Source organism: Rhizobium sp. 25PS6 (assembly GCF_032464655.1).
Taxonomy (GTDB): Bacteria; Pseudomonadota; Alphaproteobacteria; order Rhizobiales; family Rhizobiaceae; genus Rhizobium; species Rhizobium laguerreae.
The window spans coordinates 58,081-84,537 of record NZ_JAWDIV010000014.1 but is presented as its reverse complement, the minus strand read 5'-3'; the positions used below and the strand labels follow the sequence as shown (position 1 = coordinate 84,537).

Sequence of the window (26,457 nt, the reverse complement as noted above, 5' to 3'; positions counted from 1 at the left end):
TAAAATGATCAAGTCCGTCCCCACCACGCCCTATCTGGACCAGAAACCCGGCACGTCGGGCCTGCGCAAGAAGGTTCCGGTCTTCCAGCAGCCGAACTATGCAGAGAACTTCATCCAGTCGATCTTCGATTCGCTGGAAGGCTATCAGGGCAAGTGCCTCGTCATCGGCGGCGACGGACGCTACTACAATCGCGAGGTCATTCAGAAGGCGGTCAAGATGGCCGCGGCCAATGGCTTCGGCAAGGTCATGGTCGGCAAGGGCGGTATCCTGTCGACGCCGGCCGCTTCCCACATCATCCGCAAATACAAGGCTTTTGGCGGCATCATCCTCTCCGCCAGCCACAATCCCGGCGGCCCGAGCGAAGACTTCGGCATCAAATACAACATCAACAATGGCGGCCCGGCGCCGGAAAAGATCACCGACGCGATCTATGCGCGCTCCAAGACGATCGACAGCTACAAGATCGCCGATTTCGCCGACGTCAATCTCGACCGCATCGGCAAGGACGAGCTTCCCGGCGGCACGATTCTCTCGGTCATCGACCCGGTCGAGGATTATGCCGCGCTGATGGAAGAGCTGTTCGATTTCGGCGCCATCCGCAATCTGATCAGCCTCGGCTTCCGCATTGCCTTCGATGGGATGAGCGCCGTCACCGGCCCCTATGCCAAGGAAATCTTCGAAAATCGTCTCGGCGCTCCCTCGGGTTCGGTGCGCAATTTCATGCCGCTGCCGGATTTCGGCGGCCATCACCCGGACCCGAACCCGGTGCACTGCAAGGAGCTCTTCGATGAGATGATGGGCGATGACGCGCCCGATTTCGGCGCCGCTTCCGACGGCGACGGCGACCGCAATCTCATTATCGGCCGCGGCATCTTTGTCACGCCTTCCGACAGCCTGGCGATCCTTGCCGCCAACGCCAATCTCGCCCCCGGCTATTCCGGCGGCCTTGCCGGCATCGCCCGTTCGATGCCGACATCGGGTGCTGCCGACCGCGTCGCCGAAAAGCGCGGCATCGGCATGTACGAGACGCCGACCGGCTGGAAGTTCTTCGGCAACCTGCTCGACGCCGGCATGGCGACGATCTGCGGTGAGGAAAGCTCCGGCACCGGCTCCAGTCACGTCCGCGAAAAGGATGGCCTCTGGGCCGTGCTGCTATGGCTGAACATTCTTGCCGTGCGCGGCGAGAGCGTCGCCGATATCGTCACCCAGCACTGGCAGACCTACGGCCGCAATTATTATTCGCGCCATGATTACGAAGGCCTCGACACCGATGCGGCGAACGGCCTGGTGGATAATCTCCGCAGCCAGCTTCCCACCCTGCCCGGCAAGAGCTTCGGCAGCCTGAAGGTGGAGAAGGCGGACGACTTCGCCTACCACGATCCGATCGACAAATCGGTGAGTGACCACCAAGGTGTCCGTGTGCTCTTCGAGGGCGGTTCGCGCGTCGTCTTTCGCCTGTCCGGCACCGGCACGTCTGGCGCAACCTTGCGTGTCTATATCGAGCGCTACGAGCCGGATTCGACTCGCCACAACATCGAAACGCAGGAAGCGCTCGCCGATCTGATCGCCGCCGCCGAAAGCATAGCCAGCATTCGTGAACGCACGGGACGCGATGCGCCAACCGTGATCACCTGATCCGGGGGGAAACATGCGGGGAAGCAGTTCGGCGCAGGCCGGCGCGATCGTCTTCGAGACCGGCGTCGAATTTGCCGTGTGGTCGCATCATGCCGCACAAATCGAACTCTGCCTCTTCGAGGATGACGGCCACAGGGAATTCGCGCGCCTGCCGATGGCGCGCGACAGCAACTACTTCCATCGTCTCTTTGTCGACGGACTGAAGGAGGGCGCGCGCTACGGCTATCGCGCCGACGGTATCTATGCGCCCGATAACGGCCTCTGGTACGATCCTTCCAAACTGCTGATCGATCCCTACGCCAAGGAGATCGACAGGCCGTTCCGCTACGATCCCCGCCTCGGCATCTATGGCGAGGACAGCCAGGTTCTGATGCCGAAGGCGATTGTCACCACGGATACCCGAGCCGCGATCGGCAAGCCGCTGTTCAAGCCGGGCGGCTTTATCTATGAGGTGGCGGTGCGGCCCTTCACCGTTCTTCATCCCGACGTACCGGAGGCTCAACGCGGCACGGTCGCAGCGCTTGCCCATCCCTCCGTCGTCGCGCATCTGAAACGGATCGGTGTCGACGCCGTCGAACTGATGCCGATCACCGCCTGGATCGACGAACGCCATCTGCCACCGCTCGGCCTCACCAACGGCTGGGGCTACAATCCCGTCGCCTTCATGGCGCTCGATCCGCGGCTCGTCCCCGGCGGCATGACGGAGCTGCGCGAGACGGTCGCGGCCCTCCATGCCGAAGGCATTGCCGTCATCCTCGACCTCGTCTTCAATCATACCGGCGAGAGCGACCGTTACGGCGCGACGCTGTCGCTGCGCGGCCTCGACAACGTGCATTATTATCGCCACGCTCAGAATTGCCCGGGCGAACTCGTCAACGACACAGGCACCGGCAACACGCTCGCCTGCGATCATCCTGAAGTCCGCCGCCTCGTCATCGACAGCCTGCGCCATTTCGTGCTCAACGCCGGCGTCGACGGTTTTCGCTTCGATCTCGCCCCGGTGCTCGGCCGCACCGCGACGGGTTTTGAACGCGACGGAACACTGGCCGCGATCCTCTCCGACGATGTGCTTGCCGACCGGATCATGATCGCCGAACCCTGGGATATTGGCCCCGGCGGTTACCAGCTCGGCAATTTCCCGCCGCCCTTCCTTGAATGGAACGACCGGGTTCGCGACGACCTGCGCTGCTACTGGCGCGGCGACGATTGGAAGACCGGCGCGCTGGCAACCGCACTCGCCGGCTCCTCCGACATCTTCTCGCGCAACGACGGCCGGGAAACGCGCAGCGTCAATTTCCTCGCCGCCCATGACGGCTTCACGCTGATCGATCTCGTCTCCTATACCGGAAAGCACAACGACGCCAACGGCGAACACAATCGCGACGGCCATAACGAGAACCATTCCTGGAACAATGGTGTCGAAGGCGAAACCGTCTATCCGACGATCCGCAAGCGCCGCCGGGACGATGTGATGGCGCTGATCTCAACGCTTTTTGCCACCCGCGGCAGCATCATGCTGACGGCGGGCGACGAGGGCGGCCGCAGCCAGCACGGCAACAACAACGCCTATTGCCAGGATAACGAGATCACCTGGCTGGACTGGAAAGCGTTGGACGGGGATCTCATCGCCCACACCGCCTTCGTTGCGGGGCTGCGGCGCCGCTTCACCGTCTTCTCCGAAAGGGACTTCCTGTCAGGAAACGGCGATGTCGAATGGATTTCGCTCTCCGGCGAGCCGATGACCGTTGCCGAATGGGAGACGCCGTCGCTCTCCACCCTCGGCATGCTGCTATCGACCGGTGACCGTTCCGCTCGCGGCAGGCAGACCCGGCTCGGTGTGCTTTTCAACCGCTCGGGAAGCCGCCAATTTTTCACGCTGCCTTCTGAGGGCGAACCGGGCTGGCGCCAGTTGACCCCGGATGGAGCGAAGAAACCCGGTGGCCGCGCAACCGTTGGGCCGCGCTCGATTGCCTTTTTCGTAGAAAATTGATCGCCTCCCCTCGCTTGCGCAAATCCTTGTCGCAATCGTCACAAATGCACGATAAGGCTTTGCCGCAGCGGCTTATTTCACGAGGAATTCATGGTCACGGAAATTTCTCTCTCCGACGTGCGGGGATTGATCGGCATGGAGACGGGCCTTTCGGATTGGGTCACCGTCGACCAGACGATGATCGACGCCTTCGCGTCGGCGACCGACGACCATCAGTTCATCCACGTCGATCCTGAGCGCGCGGCGGCCGAGAGCCCGTTCGGCGGTACCATCGCCCACGGCTTCCTGACCCTGTCTCTGCTGTCGACGATGAACTACAACTGCCTGCCGAAAGTGCGCGAACAGACCCTCGGCATCAATTACGGCTTCGATCGCGTCCGCTTCATGACGCCGGTGAAAAGCGGCGCCCGTGTCCGCGGCCGCTTCCTGCTTTCCGAAGCCCGCTTCCGCGGCGCCGGCATGCTGATGACCACCTATGACGTCACGATCGAGATCGAAAACGAGAAGAAGCCGGCGCTGACGGCAAAATGGATCACCATCATCCAATTCGACCCGAAGGACCGTCCCGAGGACGTCTGAACAAGACTGCTTTTGTTACTCGGCTGAATTGAACACGGCTTCGAGAGCGTGTCCGTCGAGATCCATGACGAACGCAGCATAATAGTGTTCACCGTAATGGGGCCGCAGGCCGGGGCGGCCATTGTCACTGCCGCCATGCGCGATTGCCGCCGCATGAAACCGATCGACCGCCTGCCGATTCGGCGCAGCAAATGCGAGATGAAAGCCGGGACCGGCCGCACGCTGGCCATCCGGGCGATGCTTGATCGCCAGTTTATCTCCGCCGCCGGGAAGGCCGTAGCCGACGGCCTGCCCCGTTTGTCCCGGCCTGATATCGTCCCAGACCCTGACATAACCGAGCGCGGCGAGGGCGGCATCGTAAAATGCCGCAGACCACTCGATGTCGGAAACGCCGAGGGAGGCATGGTGCAGCATTCGCTTACTCCTTGAATGAGCACACGCCCGCGATGGCTGAGACTCAGTGCCCCGCGTCTTCAGCCGCCTCGTTCAGCAGCCCGAAGACATAATCCGAAAACGACCGCCAGCACTCCACTCGGAACGTGTCTTCTTCCGTACGGAAAAGCACGATTTCCGCTTTGCCGAACACCGTGCGCGATGCAGCCCCGACCGGAAAGGAAGAAAGCGACAGATCCTGCGGGCAACCGGCCGAAAGCGTCGCCTCCGAACCCGGTCCCGAGACGATGATCGCGACATTGCGGTGGGAAACGTCGGTCGCCGAATGCAGCGTGCCGGCACCGGAAAGTGTTGCCATCAGATCGGCGCCGGCCTCGTCGATCACCAACCACTCGTCCGGCCCAATCCAGAGCGCCGATCGGGCGCCGGCCCGGCCGGATGTCTTCGGGGCATCCGGCAGCGCCAGGCCGAGAGCAGAGGAAAGTGCTGCAAGCGATTCCGCCGGCGCGCGCAGCGCCACCCGGCTGGCAGTGGGAGCGGTCGTCAGCCGCACCGCTGCGGAGCCGCCGAAACGTCCGGCAAGCGCCGGTTTGCGAATTGCGACATCAGCCATGGATGCGGCCCCCTTCCTTGTCAAAGAATACCAGATCCGTCACTTCGACGGCGATCGTCCGGTCCGGCATCGGCACATAGAGCGTCTCGCCCATCCGCGCCCGGCCGCCGGCGACGAGCGCAAACGCGATCGACCGGCCGCAATTTTCCGACCAATAGGCCGATGTGACGTGGCCGAGCATGGTCATCGGCTTCGGCTCGTTCGGGCTCGCGACGATCTGCGCGCCTTCTTCGAGCACCAGCTTCGGATCTTTGGTGACGAGGCCGACGAGCTGCTTGCGTCCGTCCCTGACGAGGTCCGGCCGCTTCAGCCCGCGAATGCCGACGAAATCCGTCTTTTTCTTCGAAACCGCCCAGGAAAGTCCGGCGTCATCGGGGGTCACGGTCCCATCGGTATCCTGCCCGACGATGATGTAACCCTTCTCGGCGCGAAGAACGTGCATCGTCTCCGTACCGTAGACGCAGGCACCGAGCGGTTCGGCATTGGCCCAGACCGCTTCGAGCACCGACTGGCCGTAATCGGCCGGCACATTGATTTCGAAGCCGGTTTCGCCGGTGAAGGAGACGCGGAAGAGCCGTGCCGGCACCCCGCAGACCGTGCACTCGGCAACGCTCATATGCGGGAAGGCTTCGTTCGAAAGATCGAGTCCTTCGACCAGCGGCGCGACGATCTCGCGCGCCTTCGGTCCCTGCACGGCGATAACAGCCCATTGTTCGGTTACCGAGGTCAGCCAAACCTTCAGATGCGGGAATTCCGTCTGCAGGTAATCTTCCATGTGATGGAGAACACGCGGCGCGCCGCCGGTCGTCGTCGTCACATGAAAACGGTCGTCCGCCAGGCGTCCGACAACGCCGTCGTCATAAACGAAGCCGTCCTCGCGGGTCATGATACCGTAGCGGGCCTTGCCGGGCTTCAGCGTATCCCAGGCATTGGTGTAGATGAGGTTTAGGAATTCCGCCGCATCCGGTCCCACCACCTCGATCTTGCCGAGCGTCGAGGCGTCGAAGATACCGGCCGCCTCGCGTGCCGTCCGGCATTCGCGAGCGACCGCCTGGTGCATGCTCTCGCCGGCCTGTGGATAGAACCAGGCGCGCTTCCAGTTGCCGACATCCTCGAAGACCGCGCCATGAGCTTCTTCCCAGGCGTGCAGCGGCGTCTTGCGTGTCGGATCGAACAGCTCTCCGCGCGAATGGCCGACCAGCGTACCATAGGTGACCGGCGTATAGGGCGCACGGAAAGTGGTGAGCCCGACCTGCGGGATTTCCTTGCCGAGCATTTCGGCGGCGATCGCCAGGCCATGCATGTTGGAGAGCTTGCCTTGGTCCGAGGCCATACCGTTGGTCGTGAAGCGCTTGATATGCTCGATCGAATGCATGCCCTCGCGCACGGCAAGGCGGATATCCTTGGCGCAGACGTCGTGCTGGAAGTCGATGAAGGCCTTGGCATTGGTCTTCGGCCCGGCGCCTTCGGCAGCGCCGATCATGCCGCCCGTCCAGTCATAAGCCTGCTCGGCCGAAATTGCGATCTTCTCGCCGCTGCTTCTGCCGGTGGCCTGCGCCATCAGCTCGCCGGCGGCAAGCGATTCCTCGATCGTCCGCTGCAGATCGTCGGTGCCGTTGCAGGCGCCGACCGAGAGGCAGTCCTGCGCATAGGAGCCGGGCAGGAAACGCTGGCTTTCTGCATCGAAGGCCACTTTGCCGCGCGACTGCGAGAACAGATGGACGGACGGCGTCCAGCCGGCCGAAACCAGCAGCGCATCGACCGCGATCTTGCGCGGCGAACTGCCGCCGTTGCGAGCCACCGTCATCGACGAGATGCGCAGCCGCCCCGACGTGTTGACGACCGATTGGCCGGCCAGAACATCGATGCCGAGCGCACGCGCCTCCGCCAGCACTGCCGCTCCCGGCGCCTGCCTGCTATCGACGATGGCGGCAATCGAAACACCCGATCGTTTCAGATCGAAGGCCGCCTCGTAGGCCGAATCATGCGCCGTGTAGATGCCGACCTTGGTCCCGACGGCGACGCCGTAATGATTGAGATACATCCGCCCCGCCGAGGCGAGCATGATGCCCGGCCGGTCGTTGTTCGGAAATACCATGTGCCGCTCGATCGCACCGGTGGCAAGGATCACGCGCTTCGCCCGGACCTGCCAAAGCCGCTCGCGCGGCAGATCGCGGGTAGGTTTGGCGATATGATCGGTGACGCGCTCGGCAAGACCGACGAAATTGTGGTTGTAGTAGCCGAAAGCTGTCGTGCGGACCAGCACCTCGACATTGTCCATCGCCTTCAGCCGCGCCACGGTCTTCTGCGCCCAGCTATTGCCGTCCTCGCCGTCGATCCTGATGCTGGCGCCGTAACGCAATGCGCCGCCCGCTTCCGCCTGCTCGTCGCAAAGGATCACCCGGGCACCGGTCTCGGCCGCAGCCAGCGCCGCCGAAAGCCCGGCCACGCCGGCGCCGACCACCAGCACGTCGCAATGCGCATAGCGGCTGGCATAGTGGTCCGGATCCTCCTCCGTCGGCGCGACGCCGAGGCCGGCGGCGCGGCGGATGAATGGTTCATAGACGTGTTTCCAGGCGGCGCGCGGCCACATGAAGGTCTTGTAGTAGAAACCGGCCGCGAAGAACGGCGACATCAGGTTGTTGACCGCGCCGATGTCGAAGGCAAGCGAGGGCCAGCGGTTCTGCGAGCTGACGATCATGCCGTCGAAGACTTCCTGCACGGTGGCGCGCACGTTCGGCTGTTTGCGCGCCGTATCGCGGGAAACGTCGATAAGCGCATTCGGCTCCTCGGCGCCTGCCGACAGAATGCCCCGGGCCCGGTGATATTTGAACGAACGACCGACAAGATGCACGCCATTGGCGATCAGCGCCGAGGCGACGGTATCGCCTTCGAGCGCTGTATAGCTCTTGCCGTCGAAGCTGAAGCGCGCGGTTCTGGCCGGTGTCAGGCGCCCCTTGCCGGCGATACGGTTCACGCCGCTCATTGCGCCTCTCCTTCCACGGCTTCATATGTTTCGACAGGCCCATGCTGCTGGGCCGCCGTGCCGATCTCAGGCTTCGGCTCACCCGCCTTGTAGGTCACGATGAACTTGTCGGTCACCGTATCGCGCGCCGCATTGAAGAAGCGCCCGCAGCCGTGGATGTGCCGCCAGCGTTCGAAGATCAGCCCCTTCGGATTGTCGCGCAGAAAGAAATAGGCCTCGAATTCCTCGTCCGAGATCGAGGCGATGTCGGCGGGCCGCGCGATATGCGCGTCACCCGCGCCACGGAATTCGAGCTCGGAGCGCTCTTCCTGACAGTAGGGGCAATAGATCAGCAGCATGTGTTACCCGTCTTAGAGTTCCGATCCGGAAACATTGGTTCCAGGAGGTTGATTGCAGAGACGCTTTCCCATCGTCACATAGGGGATGAGGCGCTTGAGAAGCTGTTCGAAATTGTCATAGGGCTCCAGCACACCGGTCATGCCGATGTTCGCAAAGGCCATCTTGGCGATATCGTTGTCGATCACGAAGGCACGTCCCGGCGTTTCGCCGACATCAGGCACGAAATAGACGGCTGGCTGGCGCAGGACCATCGCGCAAAGCAGCGTGCCGCTCTCGGCAACGAAGGGCCATTCGCTTTCGCCGGCAGCCCTGTGGATCTCCTGCAGGCGGAAATCCCCGACGCCGGGAAAGACGTCACCGGCCGGCATTGCCGCGCCGCTGATCCCGATCGTCAGGAAAGCCGCCGTCCACATCAGTGCGCCACCGCCGCCGCCGCCGCTTCGTCGATGAGCCGGCCGCTGCGGAAGCGCTCCAACGTCAGCCCGGCGTTGAATTTGTGCGGCTCGTCGCGAGCAATCAGATGCGCGAAGAGATTGGCCGAGCCCGGCGTCGCCTTGAAGCCGCCGGTACCCCAGCCACAATTGACGTAAAGCCCGGGAACCGGCGTCTTCGACTGGATCGCCGAACGATCCGGCGTATTGTCGACGATGCCGCCCCATTGCCGCATCATCTTGACGCGCCGGAACATCGGGAAGAGCTCGCAGATGGCGTCGAGCGTGTGCGTGATGATCTGCAGCCCGCCGGTCTGGGAATAGGAATTATACTGGTCGGTGCCGGCGCCGATGACGAGCTCTCCCTTGTCGGACTGGGAGATATAGGCATGCACCGTGTTCGACATGACGACACAGGGAAAGATCGGCTTCAGCGGCTCGGAGACCAGCGCCTGTAGAGGGCTCGATTGCAGCGGCACGCGCACACCAGCCATCTGCATGATGGTTGTCGTATGGCCGGCCGCAGAGACGGCGATCTTTTTGGCGCCGATGAAGCCGCGCGAGGTCTCGACCCCGGTTACCCGTCCGTCCGGACCGCGCCGGATGCCGGTCACTTCACAATTCTGGATGATGTGAACCCCGCGGTCTGAGGCCGCCCGCGCATAACCCCAGGCAACCGCGTCGTGCCTGGCCGTGCCGCCGCGCCGCTGCAGTGCCGCCCCGTTGATCGGGTAGCGCGCGCTGGCCGAGATATCGAGCGGCGGACAATAGGCCTTCGCCTGCTCCGGCGTCAGCCATTCATTATCGATGCCGTAGAGCCGGTTGGCATGGATATGCCGTTTGAAGGACTGCTGGTCGTGAATATTGTGCGAGAGCATCATCACGCCGCGCGGCGAATACATCACATTGTAGTTGAGCTCCTGGGAAAGCCCCTCCCAGAGCTTCATCGAATGCTCGTAGATGTGCATGCTCTCTTCGTAGAGATAGTTCGAGCGGATGATGGTGGTGTTGCGCCCGGTATTGCCGCCACCGAGCCAGCCCTTCTCGATCACCGCCACATTGGTAATGCCATGCTCCTTGGCGAGATAGTAGGCAGCACCCAGCCCGTGGCCGCCGCCGCCGATGATGACGACGTCGTATTCGGCGCGCGGCTCAGGCGAATTCCATTGCTTCTCCCAGCCCCTGTGGCCGCGAAGGGCCTCCCGTGCCACGGCAAAAACCGAATATTTCCGCATCCGCCTTCTTCTCCTTCGGGAAAGGGCTTGTTCTCCGCGCTCATACAAATCGCAAATCCAAATGCGGCACAACGGTTCTTTTGCGACGCGCGAGAGCTTTGGTTTCGACACGCTGAAGAGAATGCCGCTTCAGGCGAATGAGGCAAGCGGCAGCGTTTCTGCTTGTCCGTCGACCGGCCGCCTAACCCAAGAGGGTTAGAAGACAAGCAATTACTAAAATGTTAACAATCACATGTTGTGGGGTATGTGTATCATGTGGGGTTGGCGCTCAGTATCAGTCGCGACGCTTTGCATCGCGTTAAACGGCGCATGGCCGGCGCTCGCCGCCGAGCCGGTCGGCCAGGCCGTCGTCGTCAAGACGCAGGTGACGGGACAGAGTGGGCCGATCGAGGTCGACACCCGCGTTCATCGCAACGAACGCATCAAGACGTCGCAATCGGGGCTTGGCCAATTCGTGTTTCGTGACGGCACGAAGCTCGCGGTCGGCTGGGGTTCGTCGGTCGTGATCGACAAATATGTCTTCGATGATTCCCAATCGGTCAAGAAACTGACGATTAGGGCGGCAAAGGGCACATTCCGCTGGGTCAGCGGCAATTCCAACTCCTCGGCCTACCAGATCCTGACTCCCGCCGGCACGATCGGCGTACGTGGCACCGCTTTCGATTTCTACGTCGGCCCGGATGGCACGACCGCCATCGTGTTGCTGAATGGTGCTGCCCGTTTCTGCGGCCCCGGCGGCTGCCGGCAGTTGCAGCAACGCTGCGATTGCGTGGTGGCCAAGCCGAATGGCGATATGTCCGCGGCACGCCGGGTCGACCCCAGCATCCTCGCGACGCTCGGAAATCAGCGCGCCCTACCCTTCCTCTCCGGCAATCAGCGACTTGCGGGCGGCATCGGCATGCTCGGCGGCTGCAATATGGCCTCCGTTGCGCCGGAAAGAAAAGACAGAACGCGGCCTCCACCGGCAGTTGCGCCTGCTCCGCAAAGGCAGGATCCGCCACAGAGACAGGCCGAGCCGCAAAAGGAGCGACCGAACAAGCCCGACAAGCCGCATCATGACAAGCCTCATCATGACAGGCCGCACCACGATAAGCCCCATCATGACAAACCGGACAGGCCCGACAAGCATGATGGCCATGGCCGGCATGACGATGACGGCAAGCCCGGAAATCACGGTTTGGATCATCGGGGGCACGAGCGCCACCATGATAGAGATCGCGATCACGACAACGATCGGAACCACGACAGGGGTCATAATTTCAATCGCGGTCGCTGAGGCCTGTCAGTCTGCGGCGCTTTTTTCGACCTCCTCCGGCACCTCGCGGAAATGATCGGCCCTGCGGTATACGCGCTCGTAGAATTCAGCCAGACCGCCGATCACCTGCACAGCCCTGAGCTTTGCCGTACCGATAAGCTTCCGGCTATTCCTTGAGTGTGATTGCAGGGCCTGCATCAACTGGTTATGGACGACCTTGAGCGAGGCAAATTCCTGAGATGCCGCGACCCGCTCATCGCCGACAACGGCGAGGATCTGTGTGCGGTTGCTCTTCCCCTTTAGCGGGAGCGCGCCGGCCTCGATCAGCGCCATTTCCGGCACTGACCGTGCCGTGCTGTCGGAGATGAGGATATCGAAGCCGACCTCCTTGCAGGAGGACTCGATCCGAGCCGCAACGTTGACGGCATCTCCGACAGCCGAATAGTTGAAGCGGGTCTTGGCGCCCATATTGCCAACGCAGGCAAGGCCAGTATGTATGCCGATACCGATGCTGACCTCCTGATCAGGCCCGAAGCCAAAGGCGTCGCCGGCGTTCAATTCAGCGAGTGTCTCGCGCATGGCAAGCGCTGCGCGAACAGCCTTGGCTTCATGATCCGCTACATCGACGGGCGCATTCCAGAATGCCATGATCGAGTCGCCGATGAACTTGTCGAGCGTGCCCTCATTCGCCACGACATGACGGCTCAACGCATCGAGCAGCGTGTTGAGGAAAGCGACGACATCCGTCGGCGCCAGCCGCTCGCTCATTTCGGTAAAATTCCTGACGTCGACGAACATCATCGTCAACTCGCGATCGTCTCCGCCGAGACGCAACGCATCGCGATTGTGCTCGATACGGTGGAGCAGCGACGGGGAAAGATAATGTCCGAAGGCGCGCCGCACCTCGCGTCGCTCTCGATCGATCACCAGGATCTTGAACGAGGTCGCGGCAAAATGGATGATCGATCCGCTGATGATCGGCGCCAGCGGATCGAAGAGAAGTCCTGCATAAAGAAAGGCGAGCCACGACGCGACAAGCGCCATAGCGGTAATTAGCAAACCGCAGACGAGCGCGACGGCGGGGCTGACGAAAGTCGTCACCACAACGAGCAGGCATCCAAGCACTGCGATGACGAGGATTTCAAGGCCATCCGCCCAGTCGGGCCGAGATAGGAATTGGCCGGAGAGGATCTGCTCCACCGCTTGCGCATGCAGCGAGACACCCGGAACGTTCTCGCCCAGTGCGGTAACGCGGATGTCCTGCAAGCCGGCCGCCGATGTGCCGACGAAGACGATGCTTCCGGCGATGGCGGCTTCGACTTCTGCGGAGGCGCCACCTGACGAAAGCACCTGACGGACGGAGATATACCGCTCGGCCCGGTCGGGAGTGACATAGAGCCAGAGCTCGCCCGCCGCCGTCAGCGGCACGACGAAATCGCCGATCTTAGCCGATGTCATGATACCCGCGTGGTCGGGCGCGCCCGATACCACGTAGGTCGATGCTTCCTGCGCGACGCGCAGCGCCTCGACCGCGAGATTCGGATAGAGCTGTTCCCCATCGGTCAGGAACAGCGGGACCGCTCGCACCACCGGCGAAGGGTTTCCCGGGTTGAGGCTGATGTGGCCGAGGCCCGCCGCGTTGGCCTCCAGTTGCGGTCTGAGCGGCGTCGAAGCGCCGAGACGGGGCGGGGCCGAGATGGGGCTTTCGCCCGTGAATGCGAAGCCCGCTTTTACGGGCGGCCGGTAATTGCCTGCGTTGGAAAGACCGAAGCCCAGCACAACGGGCTTGTCGGCAATCGAACGGGCGAATATTTCGTCATTGTCGGGTAGCTTTTCGGCAAGCGAGGGATCGACCCCGACCACCTCACGGACGACATTGCGCGGCGACAACCGATCCGGCTCGGAGAAGAGAACATCGAAGGCGATGGCCGCGGCACCCATTTCCGAGAGCCGGTCCACCAACAGGGCCAGCCGATCCCGCGGCCACGGCCATTGGCCGAATTCGCTGAGCGAAGTCTCGTCGATGTCGATGACACGAACCGGCATCGGCTCGAAGATCCTGGGAACGAGCCGCTGATACTCATCGAACGTCACGCCGCGGATCAGCTTAAACATCCCGGGATCGCCGGCGCGCAGCATCGTCAGCAGAATCACGATGATCAGACCGATAACGACACCGATTTGCTGCTCGCGCGTCATGATCTCACCGGCTGTCCCTCCCACGGCCGCTCGAGCGGCCCCGCACTGCCGGCTGACAGGCTACGCCGCTTTCAGCCCGAACGCCATTCGCACCTGCGCTCCAGGCGCTTCTTTTCGGTTTCCCGCCTTTTCTTTCCGTCCACCGGCGCAACAGGATCTTCAAATTCAGCGACGCCGCCAGTTCGGCTAAGTTTTTGCTTGGACGACAAGGGGTCCGATCTTGCCGGGCGAGGAACGAAATGTTCTTGTAACGATCGAAGGGTGAATGCGTTTTAGATGAGATAATGAGAGGCTCCCGTGATTTCGGAAACCGCCGCGCGCCGCAGCGGCTATTGGCTGATTGTCGTCGTTCTGGCAATGCTCGCCGGGCTGCCGCTTGCCGTCTGGCTCGACATCAGCGATCTCTCCGGAAACACGCTCAGGCGCCAGGCGCGCGACATGAGCTCGCTGATATCAAGCATCCGCTCGTATTATTCCGCCAATGTCGTGGGGCGCGTCCTGGCCGCGCACGCCAGCGGCGCAACTGCAGGCACGGTTGTCTCCCACAATTACGCCAATATATCAGGCGCCATTCCGCTGCCGGCCACGCTTTCCCTGGAGCTCGGCGACGTCATCAAGGAGCAGCAGGCCAATATCACCTACCGTTTCGTCTCCGACCTGCCGTTCAAGAGCCGCGCATCCCACGACCTCGACGATTTCGAGAGACGAGCGTTGGCCGAGCTGCGCGCCAATCCGCAGCAGACGCTGAACGACCTCACCCGCGTCGGACTGACTGATACCGTGCGGTTCATTACGCCCGTGCTCATGGGGCAAGCCTGTGTTGCATGCCATAACAGCCATCCGGAAAGCCCGAAGACCGACTGGAAGGTCGGCGATGTACGCGGCATTCAGGAAGTGGTCATCAAGCAACCCTATGTAAGCAACGTCTTCGCGTTCAAATATCTGCTCTGCTATTTTCTTTTTGTCGCCATCATCGGCCTCAGCTTCATTCTGCTGCAGCGGCAGCAGGCGCGCGCGATCCATAGCGCCAACCGGGATCTTGAAGCAGCGAACGAATTCCTGGCGAGCGTTTCCCTGAAGATTTCGCGCTATCTCTCGCCGCAGATCTACAAGAGCATCTTCAGCGGACAGAAAGACGTCGTGGTCCACACCGAGCGCAAGCGCCTGACGATCTTCTTCTCCGACATCAAGGACTTCACCGCGACCACCGAGCGCCTGCAGCCGGAAGCCCTGACGGAGATGCTCAACGAATATCTGACCGAGATGTCGAACATTGCCCTGGAGCACGGCGGCACGGTCGACAAGTTCATTGGCGATGCGATGCTGGTCTTCTTCGGCGATCCCGACACCAAGGGGCCGGAGGAGGACGCGAAAGCATGTCTGCGCATGGCCGTCGACATGCAGCGCCGTCTCGGCGAGCTCAAGGACAGATGGCGCAGAAACGGCACCGAAGAGCCTTTCGTCGTCCGCATGGGAATTAACAGCGGTTATTGTAACGTCGGCAATTTCGGCAGCAGCGACCGCATGGACTATACGATCATCGGGGCCGAGGCCAATCTGGCAGCCCGGCTGCAATCGATCGCTGAGGGAGGAGAGATCGTCATCAGCTACGAAACCTATGCGCTGGTGAACGAAATCGTCGACGCTCATCCCTTGCAGCCAATCACGATGAAGGGCATACAGCGCGAGATCGTGCCCTATGGGGTGGATGGGCTGACGCTCGGCGCGGACCACAAGAGCCGCGTTCTGAGCGAGCACCTCTCCGGTCTCGACCTGCATCTGGACATAAGCCGGCTGGAGCCTGCCGATCGCCTGAGGGTCAGGACGGCTCTCAAGGAGGCAATCGCCGCGCTGGATGAGGCCCAGCCGGAGGCGGCCGGATCATGACCGGATCAGGCGAAGCGTGATTTTTCCGCCCGCCTTCCGTATCCATCTGGACTTCCCGTACCCAATCTGCTATCCCGCATCACCAATCGCAAGGCTGCGGCCGCGCGAACGTTATTGTTTTGCCTCTGGCCGCTGCGCCGCCTCCGGCATCAACCAACCAAAGGAACGTGATTCTCGTGCAGGTACTTGTCCGCGATAACAATGTTGATCAGGCTCTCCGCGCTCTCAAGAAGAAGATGCAGCGCGAAGGCATTTTCCGCGAAATGAAGATGCGCGACTACTACGAGAAGCCGTCGCAGAAGCGTGCTCGCGAAAAGGCCGAGGCTGTTCGTCGTGTTCGCAAGCTGGCCCGTAAGCGCGCCCAGCGCGAAGGTTTGGTCGCAGCACGCTGAGCGTTGCCGTCGTTTTTTCGACGTTTTCAGATGCATTGTGGCGGGGGCGATGGGTTCGCCGCCGCCTTTTTTAGTTTGCCGCTGAAGATCGCATATCCGCGCACCGGATATGCCGCATGGGGAAAGCGAGCCCGAATGGCTGTCAACACCTTTAATCCGTCCCGCACTTTGCGCTTGCAGAAAACGGCATTCCTACCCGCTTTGGCGCTGGCGGCAATGTTCGGCCTCGCCGGCTGCGAGACGACCAACACCACGGATGCCGTGATCCGCATCGACAAGGCGCAGGGTTCGGAAGAGAATATCGCGTCGCTGACGGCGGTTATCAACGCCAACCCGAGGGATCCCGAAGGTTACAACGTCCGTGGTTCCGCCTATGGCCGCGCCGGCCAGTTCCGCCCGGCGCTGAACGATTTCAACACGGCATTGCAGATCAATCCACGGTTTTTCCAGGCTTACGCCAACCGCGCTCTCGTCTATCGCAACATGGGCCAGCAGGCTCAGGCGATTGCCGATTACAATGCCGCCCTGCAGATCAATCCAAGCTACGACGTCGCCTATATCGGCCGCGGCAATGTCTATCGCATGGCCGGCCAGGACGATCAGGCTTTCAACGATTTCGACAGAGCGATCCAGCTCGGCACCACCGATGGCCGCGCCTATCACAATCGTGGCCTGATCTACCAGAAGCGCAATCAGCAGGATAAGGCGATCGACGATTTCTCGAAAGCGATCTCGCTCGCGCCGAATTCGGCCGAGCCCTATAATGGCCGCGGCATTTCCTATATCGCGCTGAACGACGACGACAACGCCTTTGCCGATTTCAACCATGCGATCGAGCTTAACGGCAACATCGCCGAATCCTGGGCTAACCAAGCGCTCGTCTATGAACGCCGCGGCGACAAGGCGAAGGCCGCCCGCTCCTATCGTCACGCAATCGGACTCGACCCCAAATACCAGCCAGCCCGCGATGGCCTTGCCCGCGTCGGCGTTGCCCCAGCCGGCTAAGGACTTGAGTTGGGCGGCCCGGAACATCGGGCAGCCGAACGGACTTTCGCCGGTCGCACCGCATTGAAAAGAGAAAGCGGAAAAGCGCCTGTCATCGTCGGCGGCGTGTCATAGTATGTTGCAACCTGCTCTTGCTCCCCCTAACATGGACCGGCTTCGATAGCCTGCTATCGGGCGTTCGAACATGGGTTGAGGGCGGTTTGCGAGAGATGCGGATCTTTGCTTTCCTGGCCGCAAGCGAAAACCGTTGCGGGCCATGCGCATTACAGCGCCGCGCGTCTTTTCAGGCGCATGCCATCTGGCGCAACAGATGAAGATCGTCACCCTGTTCTTTCCCAAGGCTTCGATCGGCACCTACCTCGTCGCCATGGCCGTGGCAATCGCACTGCCGATCTTCGCGTTCGTAGCGCTGCTTCTGCTGCAGCTGGAGGATAACCAGCGTTCGGCGCTGAAGCGCGAGACCGCCCAGGATGCGCTTGCCCTTTCACGCATCATTGACCGCCAGCTTCAGGACATGGCGACGACCCTGCGGCTGCTTTCGAGTTCGCCGGAGCTTGAAAACGGTAATTTCGCCTCCTTCCATGAGCGCACGGAAACGGCCCTCAGAGACAACACGCTTTTCGTCATCGCCGTCGACCGCACCGGCCAGCAGCTGCTCAACACCCGTCGTGCGTTCGGCACGCCGCTCGGCCAGACGGCGAACATGCCAGCTCTCGAGGCGGCCATGGCGTCCGGTCGCATCGAGGCTTCCGACGTCTTTCGCGGCCGGACCAGCGGCGAATGGGTCTATAACGTCACCCTGCCGCGGAAGAATGAGCCGGTCGCAGCCCTTATCATCACGCAGAACGCCCAGGATCTGCGCAAGCTCGTGACCACCGAGGGCCTTGGCCCCGGCTGGTCGGCCGCCGTTATCGATGAGAGCGGCCACGTCGTCGCGGCCACTGGCCCCGCCAATCTCGAACCCGGAACGCCCTTCGATCCGCGCATTTTGCCGGCGCTCACAGTGTCCCGCGGCGTCTTCGAGGACGAGGCGATCCTGCCGCACATGCTCCTCGGTTATGCTCAGATCCCCGGCTGGTCGTGGAAGACGGTGATCTGGGGACCGATCGCCCAGGCTTCGATCCTCAGCACCTGGCGTTTCCTTATCATCGGTGGCGTGGCGCTGGTGCTCGTTGCCGTGCTGGGTGCCTATGCCGTCGCAAGACAGGTGCGCACCACCATTCGCGATATCGCCGACATGGCAAACCGCATGGGCGAAGGCCATATCGTCTCGCCGGTCGAGACCAGCGTCATCGAGGCGAACCAGGTGGCGATTGCCCTTTCGAATGCCTCTTTCGACCGTAGTCAGACCGAGGACCGGCTGCGTTTCGTCATGCATGAACTCGTCCACCGCACGAAGAATCTTCTGACACTTGCCCAGGCAATGATGCGCCAGCTCGCTAAGCAGTCCGACAGCGTCGAGACCTTCCGCGCCGCCGTCGCCGACCGCCTCGAGGGATTGGTGCGTTCGATCGAGCTCCTGACCAGCGAACAATGGGGAGGGGTATCGCTGCGGCGGGTCGTCGACATCCATTTGCACGCCTTCCCGCAATCGCGCGAGCAGATCGACATCAGCGGCGAAGACTTCGTGCTGAAGCCGGATGCCGTGCAGAATCTCGGCCTTGCCTTGCATGAACTCGCCACCAATTCGGTGAAATACGGGGCGCTATCCGTACCGCAGGGCCGTGTCCGCTTCGAATGGCGCGACGTCAGCGAGGAGGACAAGCCGGATGCCCTGCTCCGCTTCACCTGGGAAGAGCGCGGCGGCCCGCCGGTCACCGAGCCATCGCGCTCGGGCTTTGGCACGACCGTTATCAAGGCTCATGCCGCCTCCGCCTTTCGCGGCACGGTTGAGATCGATTTCCGGCCCGAAGGCCTGTTATGGGTGCTGACGGCGCAGCGCGCCACACTGGAGCGGGAGTAAAAGTCCCGGAACAATCGCTACCTCCACCCGTTTCGGACAGGTCGTTCCAAAGGAGAAAGACCATGTTCAAGCAAACGATGATCGCAGCCGCGGCGTTGACAGCCGTTGCCTGGGCGAGCCCGGCGGGCGCGGAAAATTATGTCACGCTTGGCCGTCTGGTCTGCGGATCGGATGGCGGTCAGGGTCTGATCGTCACCTCGCAGAAGAACCTTATCTGCACCTATACACCGGCGGCCGGCGGTGCCAAGGCGGTCTATGCCGGCAAAATTGAGAAATTCGGCCTCGATATCGGCCAGACCGGCAAGAGCGTCATGATCTGGCAGGTGCTGGCGAAGACCGGCACGGATATCCCGCAGTTCGCCCTTGCGGGCGAATATTACGGGATCGGGGCCGACGCGAGCATCGGTGCAGGCGCCGGCGCCAAGGTCATCGCCGGCGGCACCGATAAGGCATTCATGCTGCAGCCACTGAACGTCCAGGCTCAGGAAGGCCTGAACCTGGCAATCGGCGTCGAAAAGATGACGCTCGTGCCGGGCGAGACCTGACGAAAGCAGCTATGTCGGCCAAGTCAGACAGCAGTTGCCTGCTTGCATAATCAAACAGCCGCCGAAGGGCGGCTGCATCGATCAATGTGCGAGCGCCTTGTTGATATCCTCGGTCATCTTTTTCGCGTCGCCGAGCAGCATCATCGTACCGTCCTTATAGAACAGCGTATTGTCGATACCGGCATAACCCGAACCGAGCGACCGCTTGACGAAGAGGCAGGTTTTCGCCCGGTCGACGTCGAGGATCGGCATGCCGTAGATCGGCGAGGTCTTGTCGTCGCGCGCCGCCGGATTGGTGACGTCATTGGCGCCGATGACATAGGCGACGTCGGCCTGGGCGAATTCCGAGTTGATGTCCTCGAGCTCGAAAACCTCGTCATAGGAAACATTCGCTTCGGCGAGCAACACGTTCATGTGGCCGGGCATACGGCCTGCGACCGGATGGATTGCATATTTCACTTCGACGCCGTTCTTCTTGAGATTATCGGCGAGTTCGCGCAACGCATGCTGGGCCTGGGCGACCGCCATGCCGTATCCCGGCACGATAATGACCTTCGATGCGTTGGCCATCAGATAAGCCGCATCCTCGGCCGAGCCGAGCTTGACCGTCCTGTCTGATGTGTCGGGTCCGCCGGACGCCGTCTCACCGCCGAAACCTCCGAGGATGACGGAAACGAAGGAGCGGTTCATGCCCTTACACATGATGTAGGAGAGGATCGCGCCGGAGGAACCGACGAGCGCGCCCGTGATGATCAGCGCCAGATTGCCGAGCGTGAAGCCGATGCCGGCCGCGGCCCAGCCCGAATAGGAGTTCAGCATCGAGACGACGACCGGCATATCGGCCCCACCAATCGGCACGATCAGCAGAACGCCGAGCGCCAGCGACAGCGCGACGACGGCCCAGAAGTCGAAATGACTCTCGGTGGCGGCAAGCCCGATAATGAAGAGCACGATCAGCACCAGCAGGCTCGCATTGATCACATGCCGGTAGGGCAGCAGGATCGGCTTGCCGGACATGCGTCCGTCAAGCTTCAGAAAGGCGATGATCGAGCCGGTGAAGGTCAGCGCCCCGATCGCAACGCCGAGCGCCATCTCGACGCGCGCCTCGGTGTGGATGTGACCGATCTCGCCGATGCCGAAGGAAGCAGGCGTGTAGAGCGCAGAGGCCGCGACCAGCACGGCGGCAAGGCCGACCAGCGAGTGGAAACCGGCGACGAGCTGCGGCATCGAGGTCATGGGGATGGTGCGGGCGACATAGGCGCCGACGCTGCCGCCGATGGCAAGACCAAGGACGATCAGCACGAAGCCGCCGAAGTCAGGCGTCGCCAGCACCAGCGTCGTCAGGATCGCGATCCCCATGCCGATCATGCCGTAGAGATTGCCCTTGCGGCTGGTGGCCGGATGCGACAGGCCGCGCAGCGCCAGGATGAAGAGCACGCCGGAGACGAGGTAGAGGAAGGCTGCGATATTGGTCATCGGTCCCTCACCGGTCCTTCTTGCGGTACATCGAAAGCATCCGCTGCGTGACGAGGAAACCGCCGAAGATGTTGACCGAGACGAGCACGAGGGCGACGAAGCCGAAGCCGGTCGCAAGCCCGCTGGTCGAGATGCCGACCGCCAGAAGCGCGCCGACGACGATGACGGAGGAGATCGCATTGGTGACGGCCATCAGCGGCGTATGCAGTGCCGGCGTCACCGACCACACGACGTAATAGCCGACGAAGATCGACAATACGAAAATCGCGAGCTGGAAGACGAAAGGATCGATCGCCCCGCCGGTCGCAGCACTTGCCGCTTCCGGTGCCTGGGCCGCCGCCGTGATGACGGCGGTCACCGCCTGGTCGAGCTGCTCCAGCGCTCTGTCCATTGCTTCACTGGCCATCAGATGTCTCCCTTCTTCGCGCCGCCGAAGGCGGGATGAACGACGTCGCCGGCATAGGTCAGCATCGTCGCCTTGACGAGCTCGTCGTCGAGATTGACGACGACGCTCCGGCTTTCCTTGTTGATCATGGTCTCGAGGAAGGTGACGAGGTTCTTGGCGTAGAGCGCCGAAGCGCTGGCCGCAACCCGGCCCGGCATGTTGGCGAAACCGATCACCCTGACGCCTTCGACGTCGGCGATCTCGCCGGGGACGACACCCTCGATATTGCCGCCGCGCTCGACCGCAAGGTCGACGGCGACCGCACCTGATTTCATCGAAGCGAGCATGGCGCGCGAAACGAGCCTCGGCGCAGCACGACCGGGGATCAGCGCGGTGGTGATGACGATATCCTGCTTGGCGATGTGTTCGGCAACCAGAGCCGCCTGTTTCCTCTGATAGTCGGCGGACATTTCCTTGGCATAGCCGCCGGTCGTTTCCGCCGCCTTGAACTCCTCGTCCTCGACGGCGATGAACTTGGCGCCGAGCGAGGCGACCTGCTCCTTGGCGGCGGGGCGAACGTCGGTGGCCGAGACCGCAGCACCCAGGCGGCGCGCGGTCGCAATCGCCTGAAGACCGGCGACGCCGGCGCCCATGACGAAGACCTTGGCAGCCGGCACAGTGCCGGCTGCCGTCATCATCATCGGCATGGCGCGGTCATAAACCGCCGCCGCCTCGATGACGGCCTGGTAACCGGCGAGATTGGCCTGGGACGACAGCACGTCCATGGACTGGGCGCGGGTAATGCGCGGCATCAGTTCCATCGCGAAAGCCGAAAGTCCGGCGCTTGCCAGTGCCGCGATCGCTTCGTCATTGCCGTAGGGATCCATGATGGCGACGATCACGGCGCCGCTTTTATAGCCGGAGATTTCCGACCCGCTGGGACGGCGCACCTTCAGCACCACGTCGGCCAAGGCTGCATCTGCAAAACTGCCGATCCTGGCGCCGGCTGCCTCGAACTCCCCGTCCGGAATACGCGAAGCGGCACCGGCGCCGGCTTCGACGACGACGTCGAAGCCGAAACTCTTCATCTTCTTCACGGTCTCGGTGGAGGCGGCGACACGCGTCTCCTCCCCCGTGTTTTCCCTTGCAACGAAAACGATATTGCCCAACTGCCCCCTCCTCCGGGTCAGCCAGACCGCCGCAGGCTTCCCTGCGCGGGCCAAGCACCTCATTCAAAAGCTTCGGAGAAGCTCTCCTCCCCTCAGAGCGCCGTGCGGCCTTTCGGACGCGCAAAGGGGCGCTCTGACCCTCTGAATCTACGCGATCAGCGGAGCAGGAAGATGCCGGCAGCGAGTAGAATGATGAAGACGAAGAGACCGCCGAGAAGGCCGGCGCCGCCGAAGAAACCGGCGGTCATCGCAAGCAGGAGGACGATGAGAAGCATCGAGCCGTATTTCGCGCTGGCGACGAACATGTCGTAGGTCTTTTCATGTTCCTTGTAGTCCATCGGCGCGCCGGTCTCGACCGGTCCGGTATGATGTTCGGCCATAAATATCGTCTCCCTGAAATGCCTCTGCGCTGCTTGATTCCCTAGCCCGAGCGAGGGAAATCCCTTCCTGCAGGAATTACACAATGACAGGCAAAAGCGCAATGCATGAGAATGCCGCGAGCGCGCCTCGCAGCGACCTCATCCGGACGAGAAGACGACCTCAACGATCGGATGAAAGGAGGTTCGGCGACAGATGCGGTTTTCGCCTGTCGTCCACGCCTCATCTGCCCTGACGGCATCGCCTCTCTATCGCGGAGAAAGGGAAATCACAGCGGCAGATCGGTGCCAAGTTCGCCTGGCGGCACGAAACGCGCCGTCGGAATGATGGTGAGCGGCGGTAGCGTGTCGTTCGGAGTGCGCGAAAACATCATACGCTGCTCGCTGGCGCTGGAGATGAAGAAGGGATAGCGCGTCAGCAGCTTGCGTCCGACCTCGATCACATTCGTCGCCATCAGCGTCACGTCAACCCCGTAACTCTCCGCCAGTCGGCCGGGCACGATGGTATCGGCATAGAAGACCCGTTTGTAGAAGGCGGCATGCGGGGGCCGGACGGATTGAATAACGCGGTCAGCTCGGAAATACGCTGCCGCAACGATGGCGGGTCTCAGCGTCAGATAGGGAACCCACGGCAGATCGGCGGTGAGCTCCGGATCGGCCGCGAAACGCGCCGGATCGATCAAGGTCAGCCCGGCGTCCAAAAGCTCATCCATCGCCTCGGGAAAGGCCTCTCCGGACCGGCTGATACGATGCTCCGGCGTCACATAGTGAATTCGGATCGTACTGACCAGTTCACCATAATAATAGAGACCGAAGATATAGGCATGGCTGTCGAAATCGACATCGTCCAATAAACCTTCCGGGGCAAGCGACAGCGCGTCGTGGGCTTTGTAGGCCTTGTAGCGCAGCCGCTCCACGTCCTCCATGTCTTCACTGCTTTCGACCCGGCGATATTCGACGTGATCTAGAATTTCTAGGATTTTCCTGCTGAAATCGCTACGCGTAAAAAGTGTGTCTGACATTCTCTCGATCCGCTCGTTAACGGATCATTAATCATACGCCGCCGATATATAGGCAAGAAAATCTGAAAATTTGGGTTGAATTTAAACTATTAAGGTTAACGGCGCGCAAGATTTTCGGCTGGGGATAACCAGTCACTTGCAGGCGGCTCAGGCGACCTTGTTGCGACGGCGCTGGACGGTGCGGCGGCCGATGCCCTCTTGTAGCAGCGTGATGTTCTGGGAAGGCACCGGCCGCGAGAAGACGTAACCCTGCACGAGATCGGCGCTGCGGTGCTTGTTGAGCAGCGCCAGCTGCTCCTCGGTCTCGACGCCCTCGATGACAATCTTCAGGCCCAATTCGCGGGCGAGATTGACTGTGCCGCGCAAGAGCTTGAGGCGGCGCGCATCCTCGACGATGTTGCGCACGAAGGACCGGTCGATCTTGACGATATCAAGCGGCAGCGTGTCGAGATAGCTGAGGCTGGAGAAACCGGTGCCGAAATCGTCGATGGCAATGGTGATGCCGCGGGACCTGAGCTCCGCCAGGATGGCGCGCACCGCCGCCGGCTCGTCGATCAGGCAGCTCTCGGTGACTTCGAGATGCAGTCGTGCCGCGGCGAGGCCGGAATGGGCAAGCGCCTCGGCAACCACTGAAAGGATGTCGGCATCGCGCAGATCCCGCGCCGAAAGGTTGACCGAAACGGCGATGTGTTCCGGCCAGTTCATGCATTCGCTGCACGCCTTGAACAGCACGAAGCGGGTGATGTCGGAGATGATGCCCATATCTTCGGCGAGCCGGATGAAGACATCGGGGGGGATCGAGCCCCTCTCCGGATGCACCCAGCGGGCCAAGGCCTCGGCACATTCGATCCGCGAGCCGTCGGCCCGGAACATCGGCTGGAAGACGAGATGCAGCGCCTGCGCCGAGACCGCATCGCGCAGATCCGCCTTCAGCTTCTGTTGCTCGATATAGCGGCCGTCCATCTCCCGCTCGAATCCTGAGATGCCGCCCTTGAAGCGCGACTTGCTTTCGAACAGGGCAAGATCCGCCTTGACGCTCCATTCGTCCATCGCGAACGCGTCGCTTTCGAGAATCGCGTAGCCGGCGCTGAGCGAAACGAGAAAAGTCACTTCGTCGACCTCGTAGTTACCCTGGATCGCGGCATGAACGCGGCGGATTTCGCGGTCGAGCGAGACCTGCTCCTTCGCACGCGGGAAGAACAGAATGAACTGATCGCCCATCAGCCGGCCGAGGATGGCATTACCGGAAGCCTGTTTGATGCGGGCGGCGATAGCGCAGAGCAGATGGTCGCCGGTCACATGGCCGCGCATGTCGTTGACATGTTTGAACTCGTCGATATCGAGCACCATGAAGCCGAGCGGCCCGTTCTTTCTCGGATACTTGGCAAAATACTCCTGCACCAACTGGCCGAAATATTGCCGGTTGGGCAGGCCGGTGAGCGCGTCGAAGCGCACCATGTGCAGGATCTTCTGCTCCGCCTTCACCCGGCTTGACACGTCCTCGAAGATCAGCACGGCGCCACCGTCGGCCCTGCGGCTGGCGGAGAATTCGAGCGACAGGCTCTCGGGAAAATGAATGAGCGTGCGCGACAGGCTGCCCTCGGCGACCTGGGTGAGCTGGCGCAGGATGAGCTCCGGTTGCGAGGCATCCATGAAGCTGTAGCGCGCGCCGTAGCGCAGCACGGCGCCGAGGTCGCGGTCCTTCAGCCGCTCCGGCGCACCGATCTTCAGAAGCTCGCAGGCCTTGCGATTGACCACCTGGATGCGGTTTTCGGCATCGACCATGACGAGGCCGTGCGGCATGTTGTTGAGAGCCGTATCGAAACGGTCGGCAATGATGGTGATTTCCCGGCGCGCAATGACGTTCTCATAGAGAAACTCGCGCACGCCGTTCGCCATGGCCCGCGTCGTCAGCCAGAAAGGAATGAGGAAGATCGACAGAACGCCGCGATAGAAATCTAGCACCAGCAGGCTGCAGACGATCATCGGCAGGCAGCAGAAGAACGTCTGGAGGTCGACTGCGAAGCGCGAGCCGTAGTTGCGGCCGACGACGGAAACCATGGTTGCCATGGTGACGGAAATGCAGGCAAGCTCCGCAAAGGAATCGCGCACGACGAAGATGGCGTAGCCGCTGGCGATGCCGAGGAGCGCCGTGGTGCAGGCTCCACTGGCAACGAGAATCCGCTCCCACCGTTCGATTCCGGCGTGCGACAGGCTCTGCTTGTCGACACGATCGAACTGCCGGAAGATGGCCATGCGAGCGCCGAAGACCAGAAGGAAGGCGACCGACAGCAGGATGTAGATGGAGTATTGTGTCTTGGCAGCCACGGCAAGGCACGTCGCAACATGTACAATCACGCCAACAAGAAGCGTCATGCGATTCCCGGAGAGGGAACTCACAAACGACAGATACACATCTATTGGGACCCTGTTCGGGTTATCTGGCTTCATCCACACTTTCCCTGTGCGCGGGAATTCTAAGCCCAACCCTTTAAAAATTGATTTCAATGGAATCAAACATTTGGTCAAATTTTCTAAAACCACAGGATGAACCGCACAGCCTACGCGAGTTAATGCAGC

22 protein-coding genes are annotated in these 26,457 nt (G+C 61.9%); 9 read left to right on the top strand and 13 right to left on the bottom strand.

Annotated features, from left to right (window positions below):
- Positions 1–4: 4 nt before the first annotated feature.
- The 3 genes from RWK44_RS20705 to RWK44_RS20695 all read left to right on the top strand — a co-directional run bounded on the left by RWK44_RS20705 (position 5) and on the right by RWK44_RS20695 (position 4,205).
- Positions 5–1,636: an alpha-D-glucose phosphate-specific phosphoglucomutase gene (locus RWK44_RS20705; RefSeq protein ID WP_316029323.1), complete on the top strand. Its 1,632-nt coding sequence runs from the start codon at positions 5–7 to the stop codon at positions 1,634–1,636.
- A 13-nt stretch (positions 1,637–1,649) separates the two neighbouring features.
- On the top strand, positions 1,650–3,626 hold the full coding sequence (gene glgX, locus RWK44_RS20700) for a glycogen debranching protein GlgX (protein WP_221999762.1): 1,977 nt from the start codon (positions 1,650–1,652) through the stop codon (positions 3,624–3,626).
- 90 nt (positions 3,627–3,716) lie between these two features.
- Complete coding sequence (locus RWK44_RS20695) at positions 3,717–4,205, top strand: MaoC family dehydratase (protein ID WP_027667785.1); 489 nt, start codon at positions 3,717–3,719, stop codon at positions 4,203–4,205.
- 15 nt (positions 4,206–4,220) lie between these two features.
- Here the strand turns inward: RWK44_RS20695 and RWK44_RS20690 are convergent, their stop codons facing one another.
- Genes RWK44_RS20690 through RWK44_RS20665 form a run of 6 tightly spaced genes read right to left on the bottom strand, consistent with a single transcriptional unit; the run spans position 4,221 to position 10,202 of the window.
- Entirely contained in the window at positions 4,221–4,619 is a 399-nt protein-coding gene (locus RWK44_RS20690; RefSeq protein ID WP_316029322.1) for a VOC family protein, read from the bottom strand.
- Positions 4,620–4,662: 43 nt separating this feature from the next.
- Positions 4,663–5,211 carry a sarcosine oxidase subunit gamma gene (locus RWK44_RS20685; protein WP_077979485.1) on the bottom strand — a complete coding sequence of 183 codons (549 nt, stop codon included), beginning with the start codon at positions 5,209–5,211 and terminating at the stop codon, positions 4,663–4,665.
- Complete coding sequence (locus RWK44_RS20680; RefSeq protein ID WP_131641695.1) at positions 5,204–8,197, bottom strand: sarcosine oxidase subunit alpha; 2,994 nt, start codon at positions 8,195–8,197, stop codon at positions 5,204–5,206. Before RWK44_RS20680 ends, RWK44_RS20685 begins: the two co-directional genes overlap by 8 nt.
- Complete coding sequence (locus RWK44_RS20675; RefSeq protein ID WP_017962117.1) at positions 8,194–8,535, bottom strand: sarcosine oxidase subunit delta; 342 nt, start codon at positions 8,533–8,535, stop codon at positions 8,194–8,196. The genes RWK44_RS20680 and RWK44_RS20675 overlap by 4 nt, the downstream gene beginning before the upstream one ends.
- Before the next feature lie 12 nt (positions 8,536–8,547).
- Positions 8,548–8,949: a hypothetical protein gene (locus RWK44_RS20670; protein WP_017962118.1), complete on the bottom strand. Its 402-nt coding sequence runs from the start codon at positions 8,947–8,949 to the stop codon at positions 8,548–8,550.
- On the bottom strand, positions 8,949–10,202 hold the full coding sequence (locus tag RWK44_RS20665; protein WP_017962119.1) for a sarcosine oxidase subunit beta family protein: 1,254 nt from the start codon (positions 10,200–10,202) through the stop codon (positions 8,949–8,951). The genes RWK44_RS20670 and RWK44_RS20665 overlap by 1 nt, the downstream gene beginning before the upstream one ends.
- Positions 10,203–10,455: 253 nt before the next feature.
- Between RWK44_RS20665 and RWK44_RS20660 the strand changes: the two genes are divergently transcribed.
- Entirely contained in the window at positions 10,456–11,478 is a 1,023-nt protein-coding gene (locus tag RWK44_RS20660; protein WP_017962120.1) for a FecR family protein, read from the top strand.
- A 6-nt stretch (positions 11,479–11,484) separates the two neighbouring features.
- On the opposite strand, the gene RWK44_RS20655 is transcribed toward RWK44_RS20660, so the two are convergent.
- On the bottom strand, positions 11,485–13,656 hold the full coding sequence (locus RWK44_RS20655; RefSeq protein ID WP_316029321.1) for a CHASE2 domain-containing protein: 2,172 nt from the start codon (positions 13,654–13,656) through the stop codon (positions 11,485–11,487).
- Between the two features lie 357 nt (positions 13,657–14,013).
- On the opposite strand from RWK44_RS20655, the gene RWK44_RS20650 reads away from it, so the two are divergent.
- The 5 genes from RWK44_RS20650 (at position 14,014) to RWK44_RS20630 (ending at position 19,448) form a co-directional block, all read left to right on the top strand.
- Positions 14,014–15,543: an adenylate/guanylate cyclase domain-containing protein gene (locus RWK44_RS20650; protein WP_316029352.1), complete on the top strand. Its 1,530-nt coding sequence runs from the start codon at positions 14,014–14,016 to the stop codon at positions 15,541–15,543.
- Positions 15,544–15,719: 176 nt separating this feature from the next.
- The gene (rpsU, locus tag RWK44_RS20645; RefSeq protein ID WP_003542939.1) at positions 15,720–15,935 is read left to right on the top strand and encodes a 30S ribosomal protein S21; all 216 of its coding nucleotides are present in this window, start codon (positions 15,720–15,722) and stop codon (positions 15,933–15,935) included.
- A gap of 135 nt (positions 15,936–16,070) precedes the next feature.
- Complete coding sequence (locus tag RWK44_RS20640; protein ID WP_168271041.1) at positions 16,071–16,940, top strand: tetratricopeptide repeat protein; 870 nt, start codon at positions 16,071–16,073, stop codon at positions 16,938–16,940.
- A gap of 310 nt (positions 16,941–17,250) precedes the next feature.
- Complete coding sequence (locus RWK44_RS20635) at positions 17,251–18,903, top strand: sensor histidine kinase (protein WP_131629316.1); 1,653 nt, start codon at positions 17,251–17,253, stop codon at positions 18,901–18,903.
- A 62-nt stretch (positions 18,904–18,965) separates the two neighbouring features.
- Positions 18,966–19,448, top strand: a complete 483-nt coding sequence (locus RWK44_RS20630) for a DUF992 domain-containing protein (protein WP_131644626.1) — start codon at positions 18,966–18,968, stop codon at positions 19,446–19,448.
- Positions 19,449–19,529: 81 nt separating this feature from the next.
- Here the strand turns inward: RWK44_RS20630 and RWK44_RS20625 are convergent, their stop codons facing one another.
- The 6 genes from RWK44_RS20625 to RWK44_RS20600 all read right to left on the bottom strand — a co-directional run bounded on the left by RWK44_RS20625 (position 19,530) and on the right by RWK44_RS20600 (position 26,328).
- Positions 19,530–20,924 (bottom strand): NAD(P)(+) transhydrogenase (Re/Si-specific) subunit beta, encoded by a 1,395-nt coding sequence (locus tag RWK44_RS20625; protein ID WP_017962127.1) that lies wholly within the window; start codon positions 20,922–20,924, stop codon positions 19,530–19,532.
- Positions 20,925–20,931: 7 nt separating this feature from the next.
- Positions 20,932–21,330, bottom strand: a complete 399-nt coding sequence (locus tag RWK44_RS20620) for a proton-translocating transhydrogenase family protein (protein ID WP_003542949.1) — start codon at positions 21,328–21,330, stop codon at positions 20,932–20,934.
- On the bottom strand, positions 21,330–22,478 hold the full coding sequence (locus RWK44_RS20615; protein WP_131664434.1) for a Re/Si-specific NAD(P)(+) transhydrogenase subunit alpha: 1,149 nt from the start codon (positions 22,476–22,478) through the stop codon (positions 21,330–21,332). The genes RWK44_RS20620 and RWK44_RS20615 overlap by 1 nt, the downstream gene beginning before the upstream one ends.
- A gap of 155 nt (positions 22,479–22,633) precedes the next feature.
- Entirely contained in the window at positions 22,634–22,858 is a 225-nt protein-coding gene (locus RWK44_RS20610) for an aa3-type cytochrome c oxidase subunit IV (RefSeq protein WP_017962129.1), read from the bottom strand.
- Positions 22,859–23,124: 266 nt separating this feature from the next.
- A complete protein-coding gene (locus RWK44_RS20605) occupies positions 23,125–23,877 on the bottom strand; it encodes an N-acyl amino acid synthase FeeM domain-containing protein (RefSeq protein ID WP_017962130.1) in 753 nt (250 codons plus the stop codon).
- A 147-nt stretch (positions 23,878–24,024) separates the two neighbouring features.
- The gene (locus RWK44_RS20600) at positions 24,025–26,328 is read right to left on the bottom strand and encodes a putative bifunctional diguanylate cyclase/phosphodiesterase (RefSeq protein WP_316029320.1); all 2,304 of its coding nucleotides are present in this window, start codon (positions 26,326–26,328) and stop codon (positions 24,025–24,027) included.
- Between the last annotated feature and the right edge of the window lie 129 nt (positions 26,329–26,457).

Coding starts and splice junctions, on each gene's coding strand:
- RWK44_RS20650 (WP_316029352.1), top strand. CDS start 14,014: ATGCTCGCCGGGCTGCCGCTTGCCGTCTGGCTCGACATCAGCGATCTC.
- RWK44_RS20640 (WP_168271041.1), top strand. CDS start 16,071: ATGGCTGTCAACACCTTTAATCCGTCCCGCACTTTGCGCTTGCAGAAA.
- RWK44_RS20675 (WP_017962117.1), bottom strand. CDS start 8,535: ATGCTGCTGATCTATTGCCCCTACTGTCAGGAAGAGCGCTCCGAGCTC.
- RWK44_RS20655 (WP_316029321.1), bottom strand. CDS start 13,656: ATGACGCGCGAGCAGCAAATCGGTGTCGTTATCGGTCTGATCATCGTG.
- RWK44_RS20670 (WP_017962118.1), bottom strand. CDS start 8,949: ATGTGGACGGCGGCTTTCCTGACGATCGGGATCAGCGGCGCGGCAATG.
- RWK44_RS20685 (WP_077979485.1), bottom strand. CDS start 5,211: ATGGCTGATGTCGCAATTCGCAAACCGGCGCTTGCCGGACGTTTCGGC.
- RWK44_RS20695 (WP_027667785.1), top strand. CDS start 3,717: ATGGTCACGGAAATTTCTCTCTCCGACGTGCGGGGATTGATCGGCATG.
- RWK44_RS20665 (WP_017962119.1), bottom strand. CDS start 10,202: ATGCGGAAATATTCGGTTTTTGCCGTGGCACGGGAGGCCCTTCGCGGC.
- RWK44_RS20705 (WP_316029323.1), top strand. CDS start 5: ATGATCAAGTCCGTCCCCACCACGCCCTATCTGGACCAGAAACCCGGC.
- glgX (WP_221999762.1), top strand. CDS start 1,650: ATGCGGGGAAGCAGTTCGGCGCAGGCCGGCGCGATCGTCTTCGAGACC.
- RWK44_RS20680 (WP_131641695.1), bottom strand. CDS start 8,197: ATGAGCGGCGTGAACCGTATCGCCGGCAAGGGGCGCCTGACACCGGCC.
- RWK44_RS20630 (WP_131644626.1), top strand. CDS start 18,966: ATGTTCAAGCAAACGATGATCGCAGCCGCGGCGTTGACAGCCGTTGCC.
- RWK44_RS20610 (WP_017962129.1), bottom strand. CDS start 22,858: ATGGCCGAACATCATACCGGACCGGTCGAGACCGGCGCGCCGATGGAC.
- RWK44_RS20660 (WP_017962120.1), top strand. CDS start 10,456: ATGTGGGGTTGGCGCTCAGTATCAGTCGCGACGCTTTGCATCGCGTTA.
- RWK44_RS20605 (WP_017962130.1), bottom strand. CDS start 23,877: ATGTCAGACACACTTTTTACGCGTAGCGATTTCAGCAGGAAAATCCTA.
- RWK44_RS20690 (WP_316029322.1), bottom strand. CDS start 4,619: ATGCTGCACCATGCCTCCCTCGGCGTTTCCGACATCGAGTGGTCTGCG.
- RWK44_RS20635 (WP_131629316.1), top strand. CDS start 17,251: ATGAAGATCGTCACCCTGTTCTTTCCCAAGGCTTCGATCGGCACCTAC.
- RWK44_RS20620 (WP_003542949.1), bottom strand. CDS start 21,330: ATGGCCAGTGAAGCAATGGACAGAGCGCTGGAGCAGCTCGACCAGGCG.
- RWK44_RS20600 (WP_316029320.1), bottom strand. CDS start 26,328: ATGAAGCCAGATAACCCGAACAGGGTCCCAATAGATGTGTATCTGTCG.
- RWK44_RS20625 (WP_017962127.1), bottom strand. CDS start 20,924: ATGACCAATATCGCAGCCTTCCTCTACCTCGTCTCCGGCGTGCTCTTC.